The 14,978-nt window shown below is 65.7% G+C and carries 16 protein-coding genes; 13 read left to right on the top strand and 3 right to left on the bottom strand.

What is annotated here, in order from left to right:
* Positions 1–95: 95 nt before the first annotated feature.
* The 10 genes from QTH91_RS10435 (at position 96) to QTH91_RS10390 (ending at position 8,887) form a co-directional block, all read left to right on the top strand.
* Positions 96–1,391 (top strand): cation:proton antiporter, encoded by a 1,296-nt coding sequence (locus QTH91_RS10435; RefSeq protein WP_286660012.1) that lies wholly within the window; start codon positions 96–98, stop codon positions 1,389–1,391.
* A 20-nt stretch (positions 1,392–1,411) separates the two neighbouring features.
* A complete protein-coding gene (locus tag QTH91_RS10430) occupies positions 1,412–2,536 on the top strand; it encodes a YbdK family carboxylate-amine ligase (protein WP_286660635.1) in 1,125 nt (374 codons plus the stop codon).
* Entirely contained in the window at positions 2,529–3,506 is a 978-nt protein-coding gene (thiL, locus tag QTH91_RS10425) for a thiamine-phosphate kinase (RefSeq protein WP_286660011.1), read from the top strand. Before QTH91_RS10430 ends, thiL begins: the two co-directional genes overlap by 8 nt.
* A gap of 219 nt (positions 3,507–3,725) precedes the next feature.
* Entirely contained in the window at positions 3,726–4,505 is a 780-nt protein-coding gene (locus QTH91_RS10420; protein ID WP_286660010.1) for a DUF4123 domain-containing protein, read from the top strand.
* Between the two features lie 19 nt (positions 4,506–4,524).
* Positions 4,525–5,235, top strand: a complete 711-nt coding sequence (locus QTH91_RS10415; protein ID WP_286660009.1) for a DUF3304 domain-containing protein — start codon at positions 4,525–4,527, stop codon at positions 5,233–5,235.
* A 20-nt stretch (positions 5,236–5,255) separates the two neighbouring features.
* Positions 5,256–7,076: a T6SS phospholipase effector Tle1-like catalytic domain-containing protein gene (locus tag QTH91_RS10410; protein WP_286660008.1), complete on the top strand. Its 1,821-nt coding sequence runs from the start codon at positions 5,256–5,258 to the stop codon at positions 7,074–7,076.
* A gap of 37 nt (positions 7,077–7,113) precedes the next feature.
* A complete protein-coding gene (locus QTH91_RS10405; RefSeq protein WP_286660007.1) occupies positions 7,114–7,368 on the top strand; it encodes a PAAR domain-containing protein in 255 nt (84 codons plus the stop codon).
* 46 nt (positions 7,369–7,414) lie between these two features.
* Complete coding sequence (locus QTH91_RS10400) at positions 7,415–8,038, top strand: phosphatidylglycerophosphatase A family protein (RefSeq protein WP_286660006.1); 624 nt, start codon at positions 7,415–7,417, stop codon at positions 8,036–8,038.
* A 19-nt stretch (positions 8,039–8,057) separates the two neighbouring features.
* Complete coding sequence (locus QTH91_RS10395; protein ID WP_286660005.1) at positions 8,058–8,564, top strand: CinA family protein; 507 nt, start codon at positions 8,058–8,060, stop codon at positions 8,562–8,564.
* Positions 8,561–8,887, top strand: coding sequence for a GNAT family N-acetyltransferase (locus tag QTH91_RS10390; protein ID WP_286660004.1), 327 nt, complete (start codon positions 8,561–8,563; stop codon positions 8,885–8,887). Before QTH91_RS10395 ends, QTH91_RS10390 begins: the two co-directional genes overlap by 4 nt.
* A gap of 21 nt (positions 8,888–8,908) precedes the next feature.
* Here the strand turns inward: QTH91_RS10390 and QTH91_RS10385 are convergent, their stop codons facing one another.
* The gene (locus QTH91_RS10385; RefSeq protein ID WP_286660003.1) at positions 8,909–9,727 is read right to left on the bottom strand and encodes a UPF0149 family protein; all 819 of its coding nucleotides are present in this window, start codon (positions 9,725–9,727) and stop codon (positions 8,909–8,911) included.
* 112 nt (positions 9,728–9,839) lie between these two features.
* Here QTH91_RS10385 and QTH91_RS10380 point away from each other — a divergent pair, with 112 nt between their 5' ends.
* On the top strand, positions 9,840–10,775 hold the full coding sequence (locus tag QTH91_RS10380; RefSeq protein ID WP_286660002.1) for a BUD32 family EKC/KEOPS complex subunit: 936 nt from the start codon (positions 9,840–9,842) through the stop codon (positions 10,773–10,775).
* Positions 10,776–10,850: 75 nt separating this feature from the next.
* Positions 10,851–11,342, top strand: a complete 492-nt coding sequence (locus QTH91_RS10375; RefSeq protein WP_286660001.1) for an FHA domain-containing protein — start codon at positions 10,851–10,853, stop codon at positions 11,340–11,342.
* Between the two features lie 16 nt (positions 11,343–11,358).
* Here the strand turns inward: QTH91_RS10375 and QTH91_RS10370 are convergent, their stop codons facing one another.
* The gene (locus QTH91_RS10370; RefSeq protein ID WP_286660000.1) at positions 11,359–11,781 is read right to left on the bottom strand and encodes a putative toxin-antitoxin system toxin component, PIN family; all 423 of its coding nucleotides are present in this window, start codon (positions 11,779–11,781) and stop codon (positions 11,359–11,361) included.
* A 14-nt stretch (positions 11,782–11,795) separates the two neighbouring features.
* On the bottom strand, positions 11,796–13,121 hold the full coding sequence (locus QTH91_RS10365) for a THUMP domain-containing class I SAM-dependent RNA methyltransferase (protein WP_286659999.1): 1,326 nt from the start codon (positions 13,119–13,121) through the stop codon (positions 11,796–11,798).
* A 38-nt stretch (positions 13,122–13,159) separates the two neighbouring features.
* On the opposite strand from QTH91_RS10365, the gene QTH91_RS10360 reads away from it, so the two are divergent.
* Complete coding sequence (locus QTH91_RS10360; RefSeq protein WP_286659998.1) at positions 13,160–14,977, top strand: hybrid sensor histidine kinase/response regulator; 1,818 nt, start codon at positions 13,160–13,162, stop codon at positions 14,975–14,977.
* Position 14,978: the final 1 nt, after the last annotated feature.

Raw genomic sequence — 14,978 nt, 5'->3', positions numbered from 1 at the left:
GACTCCGCGCGCCGGCTTCGGCGGCTCCCGTCGGCAAGGCATGTCGCCACCAGTGGCGACCCTGCACAAGTGCGCTTGCGCAAGATTGAATTTGGATGACACCTTTTTTCAGCAATCTCCTGGGCTTCTGGTCCCAATGGGTCCACCCCTCGGCAGGACTGCCGATGATCGTCTGGTCGCTGCTGTTGGCGGCTGCGGCCGTCGCAGGTCACTTGGTACAGCGCTACACGGGCATGCCCAAGCTGGTCGGCTACACCGCCGTGGGCGCCGTCGTGGGCTTCGCGGGCTTCGAAGGCGCGACCTGGCCGCTGCAGGGCACGGGGCTCTTCCTGCTGGAGCTGGGCGTTGCCATCGTGCTGTTCGAAGCGGGCGGACGACTGCCGTTGCGCTGGTTCCGGCACAACCCGATGGTGCTGGTGCAAAGCCTGCTCGAATCCACGCTGACCTACTTCGCCGTGTACTGGGTGCTGGTGTGGCTGACGCTGCCCCACGCGATCGCCGTGCCGCTGGCCTTGATGTCGCTGATGGCCTCGCCCGCCGTGCTGGGCAGGGTGACCATCGACACGCGCGCCACCGGCCCGGTCACCGAGCGCGCGCTGGCCCTGTCGGCGCTCAACACCTTCTATGCACTCACGCTCAGCCACGCGCACACGAGCCTGCTCGTGGCGGGCAGCGCTCCGGTGAGCTGGATGGCGCGGCTCTACCCGGTTGGGGTGGTGCTGGGCTTGTCCTTCGTGGTCGGCGCCTTGATGGCGCTGGCGCTGCGCTCCGCGCTGCGCGTCATGAACCCCACCAGCGAGAACACGTCGATCCTGCTGCTGGCCATCATCGGCGCCGGCGCTGCCACGGCGGCCTACATCGGCGCCTCGGCGCCGCTGGCCGCGCTGATCGGTGGCGTGCTGCTCAAGCAGCTCAACCCCAAGCCTTGGGTCTGGCCGCGACAGCTCGGCACGGCTTCTTCGCTGATCACCATGATGATGTTCGTGCTGGTTTCCAGCGTGGCGGCGCAAGCCGACTGGAGCCTGCCTGTGGCCGGGCTGGTCCTGGCCCTCATCGGCGTTCGGCTGCTGGCCAAGGTGACCGGGGTGGCGATCGCCAATCCGGGCAGCGGCGCCAGCTGGTCGCAGGCGCTCTGGCTCGGGCTGGCGATGTCGCCGCTTTCGGCGGTGGCGCTGTTGATCATCTCGTCGTTCGTGCGCGCTTCCCCGGTGGTGGGCGGCATGGCCGCGCAGATCGCCCTTCCGGCCATCCTGCTGATGGAAGTGCTGGGTGCGGTAATCGCCACCGTGGCCATCCACGCCGCTGGCGAGAGTTCTCAGCGCTGGCTGCCCGACATCCTCACGCGGCGCGATGGCGCCGGCACACGCAATACCGAGGAGACCAAGTCATGAAGGCGCATGCAGATCGCGTGGTGGCGCTGGAGCCTTTCTCTCGATCCGAGGCGTTGTCGCTCGGCGTCGAGCTCGAGCTGCAGCTGGTCAACACCCACGACTTCGACCTGACCCCGTTCGCCCAGGACATGCTGCGCCTGATGGCGCAGACGCCGCTGCCCGGCAGCGTGGTGCCAGAAATGACGTCGAGCATGATCGAGATCTCGACCGGCATCTGCCACTCGGCGAAAGACGTGATCGCGCAGCTCACGCCGATTCGCGATGCGCTGGTCCGGTGCGCGGACAAGCTCAACATCGCCGTGGTCGGCGGCGGCACGCACGCCTTCCAGCAATGGCACGAACAGCGCATCTACGACAAGCCGCGCTTTCGGGAGCTGTCGGAGCTCTACGGCTACCTGTCGAAGCAGTTCACCATCTTCGGGCAGCACGTGCACATCGGCTGCCCCAGCGCCGACGGCGCGCTGCTCATGCTGCACCGCATGTCGCGCTACATCCCGCACTTCATCGCGTTGTCGGCATCGTCGCCATTCGTGCAGGGACAAGACACGCAGTTCGACTCCGCGCGGCTCAACTCGGTGTTCGCGTTCCCGCTGTCGGGCCGCGCGCCCTTCATGTTGAGCTGGAATGAATTCGGTCACTACTTCGAACGCATGACGCGCACCGGCGTCGTGCGCAGCATGAAGGACTTCTACTGGGACATCCGGCCCAAGCCGGAGTTCGGCACCATCGAGATCCGCGTGTTCGACACGCCGCTCACGGTTCAGCGGGCCGCGGCGCTGGCCGGCTACGTCCAGTCGCTGGCCGCATGGTTCCTGCAGGAGCAGCCCTTCACGCCCAGCGAGGACGACTACCTCGTCTACACCTACAACCGCTTCCAGGCCTGCCGCTTCGGCATGGATGCGGTGTATGTCGACCCCGCCACCGGCGACCATATGCCGCTGCGCGAACACATCCTGATGACCATGTCGCAGCTCGAATGGCATGCCGAAGCGCTGGACGCCACCGAGGGCATGGCGCAGCTTCGCACCGACGTGGAGGCCAGCCACAACGACGCGCGCTGGCTGCGCGAGCGCCAGGGGCAGGAGCGCCTGCTGGCAGAAGTGGTGCGCCAGGCCGCGCTGCGCTTCCGGGGCGAGCATGGGTGAGTTCGATCTCATCGCGCGCTACTTCAAGCGGCCCGCGAAGCGATCACCCCTGGGCGTGGGCGACGACTGCGCACTGCTCGCTCCCGCGCCGGGCATGCAACTGGCCGTGTCGAGCGACATGCTGGTCGAAGGGCGCCACTTTCTTTCGACGGTCGACCCGCTGCGCCTGGGCCACAAGGCGCTGGCGGTCAACCTGAGCGATCTGGCCGCCTGTGGCGCCAAGCCGCTGGCCTTCACGCTGGCGCTGGCGCTGCCTTCGGTGGACGAAGCCTGGCTGGAAGGCTTTTCGCGCGGGCTGCTGGCCTTGGCCGATGCGCACGAATGCGAACTGGTGGGCGGCGACACCACGCGCGGACCGCTCAACATCTGCATCACCGTGTTCGGCGAAGTGCCGACAGGCCAGGCCTTGCTGCGCAGCGGCGCCAAGCCCGGCGACGACATCTGGGTGAGCGGCACGCTGGGCGATGCCCGCATGGCACTCGAGATGTTCCGCGGCAAGCTGACCTTGCCGCCGGGGCTTGCGCAACTGGCGCGCGATCGAATGGAAATGCCCACGCCGCGCGTGGCACTTGGCCTGGCACTGCGCGGCATCGCCACCGCCGCGCTCGATCTGAGCGACGGCCTTGCCGGCGATCTGCGCCACGTTCTCGAAGCGAGCGGGGTGGGCGCAACGTTGGACGCGGACGCAGCGGCTGCATGCATGGCCGCATCGCGTCATTCGGAGTTTGCCGCGCTCGCCTTGAGCGCGGACGCTCGTCGTGCGCTGGTACTGTCCGGCGGCGATGACTACGAATTGGCGTTCTGCGCGCCCACCTCGGCTCGCGCGCGGGTCGAGCAGGCCGGGCATGCGACCGGAACGGCCGTCACACGCATCGGCAGCATCGACGTGCAGCCCGGCTTGCGATGGGTGGACGCCAACGGCCAGGCACTGACGCAGCAACAGTTCTTGTCATTCGATCACTTCGGGTGACATCAAAAGGGCACATGTGCGGGCATAAGACATGCGCGCCTTGACTTCCTCTCGCTAACATCTTCCCGGCGACTCGCCAACCCGAAACCGTGATCGAACTGTCACTCGATCGTTTCGGCGTTTGCGACTGAATCGCAGGGAGCTTGAACAAGTGATTGATGCGTTGGCCTATCGGGGCCGAACGGTGCACGCCCTCCGTCGGATGAGCAGGGGGCACCGATGAATGTCTACTGTCTGTTGGATGGCGCCATGGCCGCGGGTGTGCTTGGCGACTCCAAGATCTTCAACGACCCCGACATCTCCTGGCTGACGCCGATCTATCCAAGGGACAAGCTGCGGCTGGTCGGCCCCTTCCTGGTGGAGTCGCGGGCATTGCCACGTGAAAGCCCGGAACGCAAAGAACTCGATCGAGTTCTCGAGGCTTTTCCGCATCGCTTGCATGCGGCATTGATCAGCACCACCCTGACGGGAAAGGCGCTGGCCCAGCATCTGCTGGGCTTTTGCTTGTTCAGGGACAGGCATGGCGACACCTACGGCGTGCGCATCGCCGATGCACGCGTGATGAGCTACCTGCCACGCATCCTGACCGAACGGCAATGGCGCGCGATGTCGGCGCCCATCGCCAGGTGGCAGATCAACGATCGCCGTGGCAACACGTTGACGATCCACGAGTCGGACAGCAAGGGCCAGCCTTTGGAGGGAGAGCCCGAAATCTTCCGGCTGAGCGAGGAGCAGATCGAACAGCTCATCGAGGCAAGCGAGCCGGATTCGCTGCTCAGCGCCATCAACAAGCATCCGACTCTTCAGCAAGAGCGTCTGACGCAACTGCACTACGACGCGGCGCGAGCGTGCTTTGACTATTGGAAGAGCACAGGCAATCCCAGCCGGGGGCCCTTGCTTCAGTTTGCGAGCCTGGTGTTCGAGCGCGAGCCGGGGCGCTTCAAGGATCGCGAGTGGCTGAAAGAGAAGTATCAGCAGGCGCTCAGGACGACGGCTTGAGCGCGATGGGGATTTGGTCTTGAGTCGAAGCGAATTCGCCGCGCTCAAGACCGACAAAGACAGGGAGCAAGAGATGAAAAGCCATGAAGATTCTGCAATGCGCCGGCCAGCGCGTCTGATAACGACCGGTCATGTAAGACAAAGCTGGCGAAGCTGGGTGCAACGCAGTTGGGTCAATGCGCGCGCGGTGCTGGCGGCGATCGCCCTCGCGGCGCTCGCGACAGGCTGTGACAGCCAATCCAAGGACCTGTTTCCAGACAAGTCAACGATTGGCGTGGCGGTTGCGGGCGTAACCCACTACGGCACCGGCATCGAAGTGGCGCAAGTTTCCATCGATGAATTCCGAGCCGGGCTCTATCGTGGATGGGGCGAAACCAATGCAGGCGATTGCTGCGTGCTCCTGCCTCGGAACATCCCTAAGGAACCCGTAGTCGTCACGGTCCGATGGAAGACCAATCGCCTGAATGTCGATGAGTCACTTTGGCACGAAGCGAGAGCGCCAATCCACTTTGCAGTAGCCCCGGAAAACAGTTCCGGCCTCCGAGTGCACTTTCTGCCCGGCCACCGAGTGGAGCTCTGGGTGACCCGAACCGGCACACAACACCCTAACTACCCGGGGCCAAGGCTCGAGGGCTTGCCCCCAGCCTACCAGCCACTCCCGGGCGAACAGCCGGAGCCTGCGCCTGCTCCGTCCGCTCGATCAGAGTCAGCTTCGACATCAAACAAGTAGTCCAAGAAGGGAGAGAAAAGATGCAAGGGAAATTCCTAGACGTACTTCAACCTGCAGCCATCAAGGCCATACCGCAATTGGCATGGCCCAACGGTCTCCAATGCGGGACCGTTCTGAATATCGGCCTCTTCTTCGATGGCACAGGCAACAACCACTACCACTACCTACCTACAGAAGACACCAATGTATGGAAGCTGAGCAGGGCGTACGCAACCGACAACAAGCAGACGTTTGGCTTTTACATCTCAGGTGTCGGCACGCCATTCAAGGAGATCGGCAAGACTGCGGGGGAATTTCAAGGAGGATCAACCGGCAACGGAGGGGAGGCACGCATCGTTCTCGGTTTGCTTCAGATCTGCAACGCTGTTCACCAGGTGCTGAACAGCAGCACGGAGCGCTACGACCAAGGGCAACTCGCAGCGCTTTGTTCCACCACGTCGGTCGCACACCTACAGTCGCCTTTCCCCATGCTCTCGCCATCTGTCCACAAGGACGCAATCGCACTTGAGAAGATGGGGCTGAAATGCGGCCTGGTCGATGCCCCTAAGGTCAGAGACGAATTCTTCAGGAAGACCCGCGACGAGCTATGGGCGGCCGTGACTTCACGAAAGGCACGCCCCTCGATTCAAGCCATCTATCTGGATGTGTTCGGCTTCAGTCGCGGCGCCGCACAGGCGCGCGTATTCGTCAACTGGTTGTTCAAGTACCTGCTTCACGGCGACAAGCTGTTTGGCGCGCCCAGTTGCGTGCGGATGCTGGGGCTGTTCGACACGGTGTCGTCGGTGGGCTTATCGGACTCCACGATCGTGGGCACCGGCCACAACGACTGGGGCAACGCCGAAGACCTGCGCATCCATCCCAAGGTGAAGAACTGCGTGCACTACGTGGCGCTGCATGAGTTGCGCACCAGCTTCCCCAGCGACAGCGTGATGCAGGGCAACAGCTTGCCGGAGAACTGCCAGGAACATGTCTGCCCCGGCGTGCACAGCGACGTGGGCGGCGGCTATGCCGCAGGCGTACAGGGCAAGGGGGTGCGCATCGAGTACGACCGCCGCTATGTCACGCCCAAGGCCATTCCCATCAAGAGCGACGGGATGAGGCTTTCCAACGTGCCGCTCAACGCGATGTACGAAGCCGCTGTGCTGTCGACCCATGGGCATGCACCGAGCCCTTGGCTCGACCTTCGCAGTTCTAAAGATCTGATTGAAAGCTTCGGCCTCGCCGACCTCCCCACCGCCCGGGCAGCAGTCCAAAGCTACATCGACCACTGCGGCATCGCCAAAGGCCTGAGCACCTACAAGGCACTGCGCGAGCACGGCGAGGTCTACCTGGCCTGGCGCTATCAAGTGAACGAACGCAAGGGGTTCGAGCAGCTCAAGAGCGTGGGCTATGCAAGGGACGTCGACCCTGCTGGATTGAAGTACTACCGCCAAGGCCAGGATATCTTTGCCGCGCAAGTGGCGAAGTTGAGCGGCTCTCAGGAATTCCTGGATCAGTTCAAGTTCGTGTTCGGATTGAAAAGCCCATCCGCCGGCCTGACGCAATGGCTCAACTCGACAACGGAACACGCCAAGGCTCGCGAGATCTTCTCGAGAATCCAGAAGATCAAGGTCGCGCAAGAGGTAGGGGAGTTCTTCGACGGCTGGGTCCACGACTCCTATGCCGGCTTCATCGGCAAGATGGCCGAAGACAGCTCCTTCAAGACGGCCATGCGGGCCATTCACATTACCGTCGAGCGAGAGGGCTACATCCGCTGGCGGCAGGCCTATCAAGGCAGCACTTCAGGCGTCAACACGAGCCTTGCGCCTGCCAACGACGACATGCAGAACAGGACGGCTTGAGCAAGCCATCAACACGAACACAAACAGGGAGCCAAGCATGAAAGACGAAAAAGGCCGCGGCGTGATCCGCAAAGGCGACAAGACCGACCACGGCGGCGTGGTGACGACATCGCTGCCCGGGCTCGATGCCATGGGCATCGAAGTGGCAGGCGAGGACTGCATTGCCAAGTGCCCCAAGTGCAAAGGCGAATTCCGCCTCGTTCCGGCGGGCCCGCGTCGCCACATGGGCAAGCTGCTGGCCTATGACGGCGACAAGACCGAGTGCGGCGCGAAGTTGATTTCTTCCATCTGAGGCGCGGGGCGACACTGCGCGGCGCGGGCAGCTAACATCACCCGAGATGCCCGCCGACACGCCCTCCACCACGCCGCCACCTTCGGCCTCCTTCCCGGATTCACCGGATTCTTCGAGCCGCGCCAGCGCCGCCTCCGCCGCACCCGCGCGCCCGACCGTCAAGTTCCTATTCGCCCATCCGGCGCACTTCATCGCGCTGGGCGCTGGATCGGGCCTGGCAAGGCGGGCACCGGGCACGGTGGGCACGCTGTGGGCCTGGGCGGCGTTCCTGGTCATGCAGAGCTGGCTTCCGCCGGCCACGATCGGCTGGATCATCCTGGCCGGCCTGCCGATCGGCTGGTGGGCCTGCACCGTCACGGCGCGGCACATGGGCATCGCCGACCCGGGCAGCATCGTGTGGGATGAAGTGGTCGCTTTCTGGATCGTGCTTTGGCTGGTGCTGCCGGCCGGGCTGCTGGCACAGGTGATTGCGTTTGCGCTGTTCCGCTATTTCGACGCGGCCAAGCCCGGACCGGTGCGCTGGGCCGACCAGCTCTTCAAGCAACGCAGCGCAGCGCCGCAAGCCACGCGCTGGCGCGCGGCCGGCTTTGGCATCCTTCTCGATGACCTGGTCGCCGCCTTCTGCACGCTGCTGGTGATCGCGCTTTGGCGGGCCTTCGTTTCCTCTTGATGGACGGGCAGCAATCAACATGAGCACCACTTCCTCCACGGAACCGACCACGGCCGACCTGGTCGCCCGGCTGGCAGACACGCTGCGCCAGCGCGGCTCGATGATGGCCACCGCCGAAAGCTGCACCGGCGGCCTGATCGCCGGCGCGTGCACCGACCTGGCCGGCTCCAGCGATTGGTTCGAGCGCGGCTTCGTCACCTACTCGAATGCGGCGAAGACCGAATTGCTGGGCGTCGACGCCGCGTTGATCGATGCAAACGGCGCCGTCAGCGAGCCCGTGGCGCGCGCCATGGCCGAAGGCGCGATCGCCCGCTCGAAAGCGCAGGTGTCGGTCGCGGTGACCGGCGTGGCCGGGCCGACGGGCGGAAGCCCCACCAAGCCAGTGGGCACCGTCTGGTTCGGCTGGTCGGTCGCTGGCCAGACGCGCACCGAGCGCCGCCGCTTCGACGGCGACCGCGCCGCCGTCCGCGCCGCCACCGTGCATTTCGCCCTGCAGAACCTTCTTCACATGATCGAGGCCTCATGAGCAACACCGCTTCCGCATCGCCCCTGGTCTATTCCGACAACGTGCAGCAGCACCGCTTCGAGGCCCATCGGGACGGCCAGTTGACCGGCTTTGCCGAATACAACGTGCACCCGGATGCGCTGATGTTCACGCACACCGAAGTGCTGCCCGCCTTCGAAGGCCAGGGCGTCGGCTCCGGGTTGGCGCGCCACGTGCTGGACGAGGCCAGGGCACGTGGCAAGTTCGTGATTCCGGTTTGCCAGTTCATTGCCGGGTACATCCGCAAGCACCCCGAATACCTGGATCTGGTCAAGCCCGAGACCCGGGCTGCCTTCAAGCTCTGAGCCGGGGCCGGCTGGCGGGCGTCAGCCCGCGCCGTGGCACTTCTTGAACTTCTTGCCGCTGCCGCAGGGGCACGGGTCGTTGCGGCCCGGCTCCGCTTCCTTGCGCACCGTCACCGCGCGCGGCCCCATGCTGCGCCAGAACTTGCGCAAGTCATAGACCGCCCAGACGGCCAGGTCGATCTGCTCCAGGCGCTGACGACTCACGCTCGGCGGGCCATCCTCGGCAAACATCGAAAACTCAGGCGCGGCGCGGTCGTCTTCGGTCAGCGTCTCGATGTCATCCAGCGCTGATTGCAGCAGCGACGCGGCCTCCTTGTCGCGCGGAGCGGCCCATTCCTCGGGCCAGGTTTCGACCACCGTCATGAAGCCCAGCGCCCACAGCTGTCCATAGGAGGGAATGGCGCCGCTGTTCTCGATGTCCAGTTCCTCTTCCACCTTCTGGTCGGGCGGCAGGGCAGCAAGCGCACCGCGCACGTCGAGCATTTCGGGCTGGTAGGCGCGATCGTCATCGAGCGCCTGCACAGGCGCGTCCAGCGCGGCTTCGATCTCCGCCTGGCGACGCTTCCAACGCCAGGTGAATTCCATGTGCCGCATTGCCACGAAATCGCCACCCAGGAGCTCTGGCCAATACTCGGAAGGCTCGATCGGGCGCCGGGTACAGACCAGCGCGGCCAGGAAGCCTTCGCAGAACTCCCATTCGGGGACCTCCGGATTCGCCTCGCGCATGGCGTCGAGCTCGCCGTCGAGGAAATCGAAATCCTCGGGCTTCAAGGGGTCCGGCGCAGCGCCGGCAGCGGCGCCGGAGGGGCCGTCGGGATCGGAGGGTTGGTTCTGATTCATGGCGTCACGTCAACCCTCTATGATGCAGCAGGGCGAAGCCTCCTGCGAGCACTGCGATTTTTCTTCTCATTTCTTCCCCTCCGACTGCGCGCCGCCCACGTCGGCGCATCCCATGAAAGTGCCCTTGCGATCCGGCGGCGGCTCGGCGCGGCTGTTCTCGCGTCGGGGCACGGCCTCCGCCCCCGCGCCGCTCGAAATGGACGGCGGCGATTCGCAGGCAGCCCTGGACTATGCCGGCTTCCTCAAGCTCGCACTGCCCCAGCAGGTCAAGCTGATCGACCGTCATCGCTTGGGCGACGAACGCGTCTGGCTCAAGAAGGCCGGGCCACGCCACAGCATGGCACGCTACCGCCTTCTTGGCCTGGCCGCCGGAATGTTCCGGCTCGACGTGCTCAAGCCCGTGCCCAATCCGGGCGGCGAAGCAGCCATTGCCATCGAAGCGAAACGCCTGCGCAAGCTTGCCCAGGCTGGCTTGCGCGTGCCCCAGGTGCTGGCCGAGCAGGCGGATGGACTGCTCATCTCCGACCTGGGCGAAAGCGGCGTCGGCGCCCAGATGATGCAAGAGCGCCTGGAGCAAGCCGCCGCCGCCGGGCCAGCCACCTTGCTGGCCACTTGGCGCGAAGGGTTGGAGGCCATTGCCCGCGTCCACCGGGCAGGCTGCTACCTCAGCCAGGCGTTTGCCCGCAACCTGGTTCGATGCCCCGACGGGGTGATCGGCTACATCGATTTCGAAGATGACCCGGGTGAAACACTGAGCCTGGACGAATGCCAGGCGCGCGACTGGCTCAGCTACCTGCATTCGACCGGGGCGCTGGTCCATGCTTCCGCGCCCCATGCCGCCGGCCACCATTGGCATGCCGTGCTGGCAGAAGCGCAGGAGGAAGTGCGCGCTCGCCTTTCGACGGCCGCCCGCCGGATGCGCTGGCTGCGGCGCTTGCCCGCTGGCCGACGCTGGGGCCGCGATACCCAGCGGGTGAGAGCCGCGGCCCGCCTCCTGGCGCGCTGGTACAGCGCCGATCCGGCGCATTGCGAACCCACACGCTATTGATCGGGCTCAGGCACCGCGCGTCGAACAAGGCGCACGGCCTACGCCGACCGGCGCGTTTCTCCCACTTTTGGCGGATTGCGTCATGGCGGCACTGCGGCGACGATATGTTTGCTTTATGTCTACATCGTCGAATTTCTGCGCATGCCAAAGCTGATCCTGATGGATGCCGCCGGGAACATTCGGCAGCTGCCCGTGCAGCCGCCGTGCGTCACCCTGGGTCGCAGCGCCACCAATGACCTGCCGCTCGATTCGCGCCGGGTCAGCCGCACCCATGCGGTCATTGAATTCGATGGCCCCCGGGCATTTCTGGTCGACCTGCACAGCCTCAACGGCACGATCGTGAATGGCGAGTTGATCGATCGCCACCTGCTCGCGCACGGCGATTGCATCGAGATCGGCAACTTCGAATTGCGTTACGCAGCGCTGGATGAGGTGCTCAGCACCGAGGAGGCGTTGCGCCTGCTGACCGCGCCGCTGCCGCAGACGTCCGCCCCGGCGGACTGGGACCACGCCACCATGCCGGCAGAAGCCGAAAGCGGCAAGGACAAGGAAAAGTGGTGGTACTGAAAGGGCGGGCCTGAGCTCACGCCGGCCACTGCGTCATCACCGGCACCCCGCACGCCTCCAGCTGGCGCCGCAACTGCAGCACCGCACGGTCTTTGCTGAGCAGAAATGCTCGATGCGCCACGGCCAGGTCGATGAACATCTGATCGTCGGGATCTTCGCAAGCCGGGCTGCCAGCTGGCCCCGGATCCGGCACGTCAACCTGGCTGACCTGCGCGTCGAACGCGTCCAACACCTGCTGCGCGGTGCGCTCGATGCGAGCCAGCCGAGCCTGGATCAGCGGATAGCCCAGGACGCGCGCCATTTCTGCGCGCATCGGCGCGGTGGCGATCCACCGCACACGGCCGTCATCCAAGGCAGCACGCAATGGCCGACAGGCGGGATCTTCGAACACCAGCAGATCGAGCCCGATGTTGGTATCGAGAACGACGTCGACGTTCACAGGCTCACAGCGCTTCAGGCGGCATCGCTTGGCGTTGCACCTGCACCCGGCGCCCGGAACGACCCGGCCTGCAGTTGGAACTTGAACAGCCGGCATTCGATCGGCCCGTTCCACATGGGCACCCGGCGTGATTCCTTCAGGCGCATGCGCGAAGGCAGCTTGAGATCGGGCGTCAGCACCCAAGCCGTCCAGCCCGGGTAGTTCTTCTTCCAGTGCGTCGCCAGTTTGGCGAAGAAGTCCGCGCCCGCGTCGTCCGGGCCTGCGGAGCCATCCGCCGCTTGGGCGGTCTCGGTCATCTGCGCCCGCTCGCGGCCGACGCGTGGGCCGCGCCTGCTAGCGCCAGCGCCGGCCACGCCGCCCACCTCAATGCGCTCGCCGTAGGGCGGATTGAGCATGATCACGCCCCCGTCGGCCGGCGGCATCCGCTGCAGCGCATCGCCACCGCGCAACGAAACGAGGCCGGACACGCCGGCACGCTCGGCATTGCGCTCGGCAAAGTCCACCATCCGGTGCGCCACGTCCGAGCCGAAGACTTGCACCACGGCCGCGCCGGCCGGCTTGTCCTGCGCCATGGCCTGGGCGCGCAGGGCCTGCCAATCGGCCGCCTTGAACGGCAGCAGCTTTTCGAAACCGAAGCGCCGCTGCGCCCCTGCGGCCATGCCGGCGGCAATCTGAGCCGCCTCGATGACGATGGTGCCGCTGCCACAGCAAGGGTCGTACAGCGGCTGATCAGCCGACACCTGGCCGGTTTCCGGATTCCACCAACCGCTGGCGGCCAGCATGGCGGCGGCCAGCGTCTCCTTGAGCGGCGCATCGCCCTTGTCCACCCGCCAGCCACGCTTGAACAGCGGCTCGCCGCTCGTGTCGACATAGAGGCTCAGGAATTCGGCATCAAGGTGGGCGAACACGCGAACGTCGGGTCGCTGGGTCTCGATGCTGGGCCGAACGCCGCCCGCGCGCTCACGAAAGCGGTCGGCGATCGCGTCCTTGATGCGCAAGGTGGCGAAGTTCAAGCTCTTGAGCGGGCTGGCCTGGGAGGTTGTCTCGATCTTGAAGCTCTGGCGCGGTGTGAACCACTCCTCCCAGGGCACGTCGTGCGCGGCGCGGTAGAGGTCGTCCTCGGCACGATAGGGCGTGCGCGAAACCTGCACCAGCACGCGCTGGGCCAATCGCAGGTGAAGGTTGAGCTTCATGGCGTCCGCCCAGCCGGCGCGGACGCTGACGCCGCCACGCGCGACCATCAGCGACTCGCCGGCCAGGCCTGTGAGACGGTGGACCTCCTGGGCCAGGAAATCCTCGACGCCGGCGGCGCAAGGCAAGAACAATTGCATGGATCGCATGCCGCGATTGTCGCCCCTCCTCTATATTCACCCCAGCGATGACCTCATCCAGCCCGACTGAGCCCGAGGAAGCCGGCCCATCTGCCCATGTGGCGGATGCGCGGACGGTCATCGATGCCCAGTTGCTGCGACTGAGCACGCAGCCCAGCAATGCCGTGCTGGCGGTCCAGTTCCTGCTCGACCTCGCCATCGCCGCACTCTTCGCCTGGCTGTATTCGCCCGGCATGGCACTGCTGTGGATCGCACTGATTGCGGCCAGCACCGCCTGGCGCGCCTTTTTCCCACAGCGCCTGCCCGAGACGCTGGATGCCACCAACCTGTCCAGGCAGTTGCGTCTGCACAGCACACGCGTTGCGGTCCACGAAGGCGTGCACGGGCTCGCCGGTGTGCTGCTCTTCGACACGGCCGACACGGTCGCCCAGTTGATGCTGGGGCTGGTGATGATGGGCATGACGCTGTCGTCGTCGTTCTCCGTTTCCTACGTGGCGCGCACGATGCAGATGGCCATCGTGCTGCTGCTGGGGCCGTTGATCCTGATGGCGCTGCTCTTTGGCGCGCCGCCGATGATGGGCCTGGCCGCGCTTGGCGCGGGGCTGATCGTGCTGATGTGGGGCCAGGTGGCCGAACGTTCGCGCAAGCTGGAAGACTCCATCGGCCAACGACACGACGAAAGCGAACGCCGCGCGCAAGCGCTGATCGGTCTGCAGGCGGCCGAACTGGCTCAGGCCGAGCGCCTGCGCTTCTTCTCGGCGGCCAACCACGACCTGCGTCAACCGGTGATGGCCATCGGCCTGCAGGCGGAAGTGCTGCAGCATCAGGTGAAAGAAGGCGCCGCCCCGGCGACGCTGCAGTCAACGCTCGACGCGCTGGCGCGTGCCCAGTCCGCACTCGAAGGCCTGACGCAGCAACTGCTGGAGATCGGCCGCATCGAAGCCGGGGCCGACCCGCTTCATTTTTCTGCCGTGCGACTTGGGCCTTTGCTCGATCAGTTTGCCCAGGCGCAGGATGGCCGGGTGGTGCGTATCCACTGCCCTGTGCATGCCGTCGGCTGGAGCGACGCGGTGGCGTTGCGCCGCATCGTCGCCAACCTGGTCGACAACGCCATCAAGTTCACGCCGCGCAACGGCCGCGTTCTGGTGGCCTGCCGCCGAAGTGGCGAAGGTTGGCGCATCGAGGTGCGCGACAACGGCATCGGCATCGCGGTCGAAGAGCACGAGCGTGTGTTCGGCGACTTCGAGCAGGTGGGCAACGCGGCGCGCAATCTGCGGCACGGGCATGGATTGGGCCTGGCGATCGTGCGGCGGCTGGCGCAAAGAATGGGCACGTGCATCACCTTGCGCTCCTCGCCGGGGCGCGGCGCGACCTTCGCGTTCGAAGTGGCGAAGCCAAGCGGACAGCAGACGGACCTGCCGCTCGGCGCGTCCGTGGACCCCGGTGCGTCAGAAGTGCCGGATACCGACATCGACACGGACGCGCCGATGCCCTCGGGCCTTTCCGTCCTGGTGGTGGAAGACAACGCCGTGGTTGCGGAAAGCCTGGCGGCGCTGCTGCGCCACTGGCAAGTGGACGTTCAGATCTTCGGCAGCGCCGACGAACTGCTGGACAGCGGCATCGACCTGAACCTGGTGGATCTGGCCCTGTGCGACATCCGCCTGCCCGGTGGCATGGATGGCGTGCGCCTTGCCCACTGGCTGCATCGCAAGCGGCCAAAGCTGAAGATTGCGCTGGTGTCAGCGGACATCGACGAGCCCGCGCGCGCACTGGCGCGCGACCGGGGCTGGTTTGCCTTGCGCAAGCCGATGCAGCCGCGGGCCCTGCGCGCGTTGCTGCTGGCGACGCAGGCCGGCGAAAGCTAGC

It is taken from the genome of Variovorax dokdonensis (assembly GCF_030316895.1).
GTDB classification, from domain to species: domain Bacteria; phylum Pseudomonadota; class Gammaproteobacteria; order Burkholderiales; family Burkholderiaceae_C; genus Variovorax; species Variovorax dokdonensis.
The sequence above is the reverse complement of the archived record's forward strand: the minus strand, read 5'-3'. Positions and strand labels throughout refer to the sequence as shown.

What these genes read in the sequence shown, in the direction of transcription:
- QTH91_RS10405 (WP_286660007.1), top strand. Translation starts at nt 7,114, where the DNA reads ATGAAAGACGAAAAAGGCCGCGGCGTGATCCGCAAAGGCGACAAGACC.
- QTH91_RS10395 (WP_286660005.1), top strand. Translation starts at nt 8,058, where the DNA reads ATGAGCACCACTTCCTCCACGGAACCGACCACGGCCGACCTGGTCGCC.
- QTH91_RS10400 (WP_286660006.1), top strand. Translation starts at nt 7,415, where the DNA reads ATGCCCGCCGACACGCCCTCCACCACGCCGCCACCTTCGGCCTCCTTC.
- QTH91_RS10385 (WP_286660003.1), bottom strand. Translation starts at nt 9,727, where the DNA reads ATGAATCAGAACCAACCCTCCGATCCCGACGGCCCCTCCGGCGCCGCT.
- QTH91_RS10365 (WP_286659999.1), bottom strand. Translation starts at nt 13,121, where the DNA reads ATGCGATCCATGCAATTGTTCTTGCCTTGCGCCGCCGGCGTCGAGGAT.
- QTH91_RS10420 (WP_286660010.1), top strand. Translation starts at nt 3,726, where the DNA reads ATGAATGTCTACTGTCTGTTGGATGGCGCCATGGCCGCGGGTGTGCTT.
- QTH91_RS10435 (WP_286660012.1), top strand. Translation starts at nt 96, where the DNA reads ATGACACCTTTTTTCAGCAATCTCCTGGGCTTCTGGTCCCAATGGGTC.
- QTH91_RS10360 (WP_286659998.1), top strand. Translation starts at nt 13,160, where the DNA reads ATGACCTCATCCAGCCCGACTGAGCCCGAGGAAGCCGGCCCATCTGCC.
- QTH91_RS10390 (WP_286660004.1), top strand. Translation starts at nt 8,561, where the DNA reads ATGAGCAACACCGCTTCCGCATCGCCCCTGGTCTATTCCGACAACGTG.
- QTH91_RS10380 (WP_286660002.1), top strand. Translation starts at nt 9,840, where the DNA reads ATGAAAGTGCCCTTGCGATCCGGCGGCGGCTCGGCGCGGCTGTTCTCG.
- QTH91_RS10410 (WP_286660008.1), top strand. Translation starts at nt 5,256, where the DNA reads ATGCAAGGGAAATTCCTAGACGTACTTCAACCTGCAGCCATCAAGGCC.
- thiL (WP_286660011.1), top strand. Translation starts at nt 2,529, where the DNA reads ATGGGTGAGTTCGATCTCATCGCGCGCTACTTCAAGCGGCCCGCGAAG.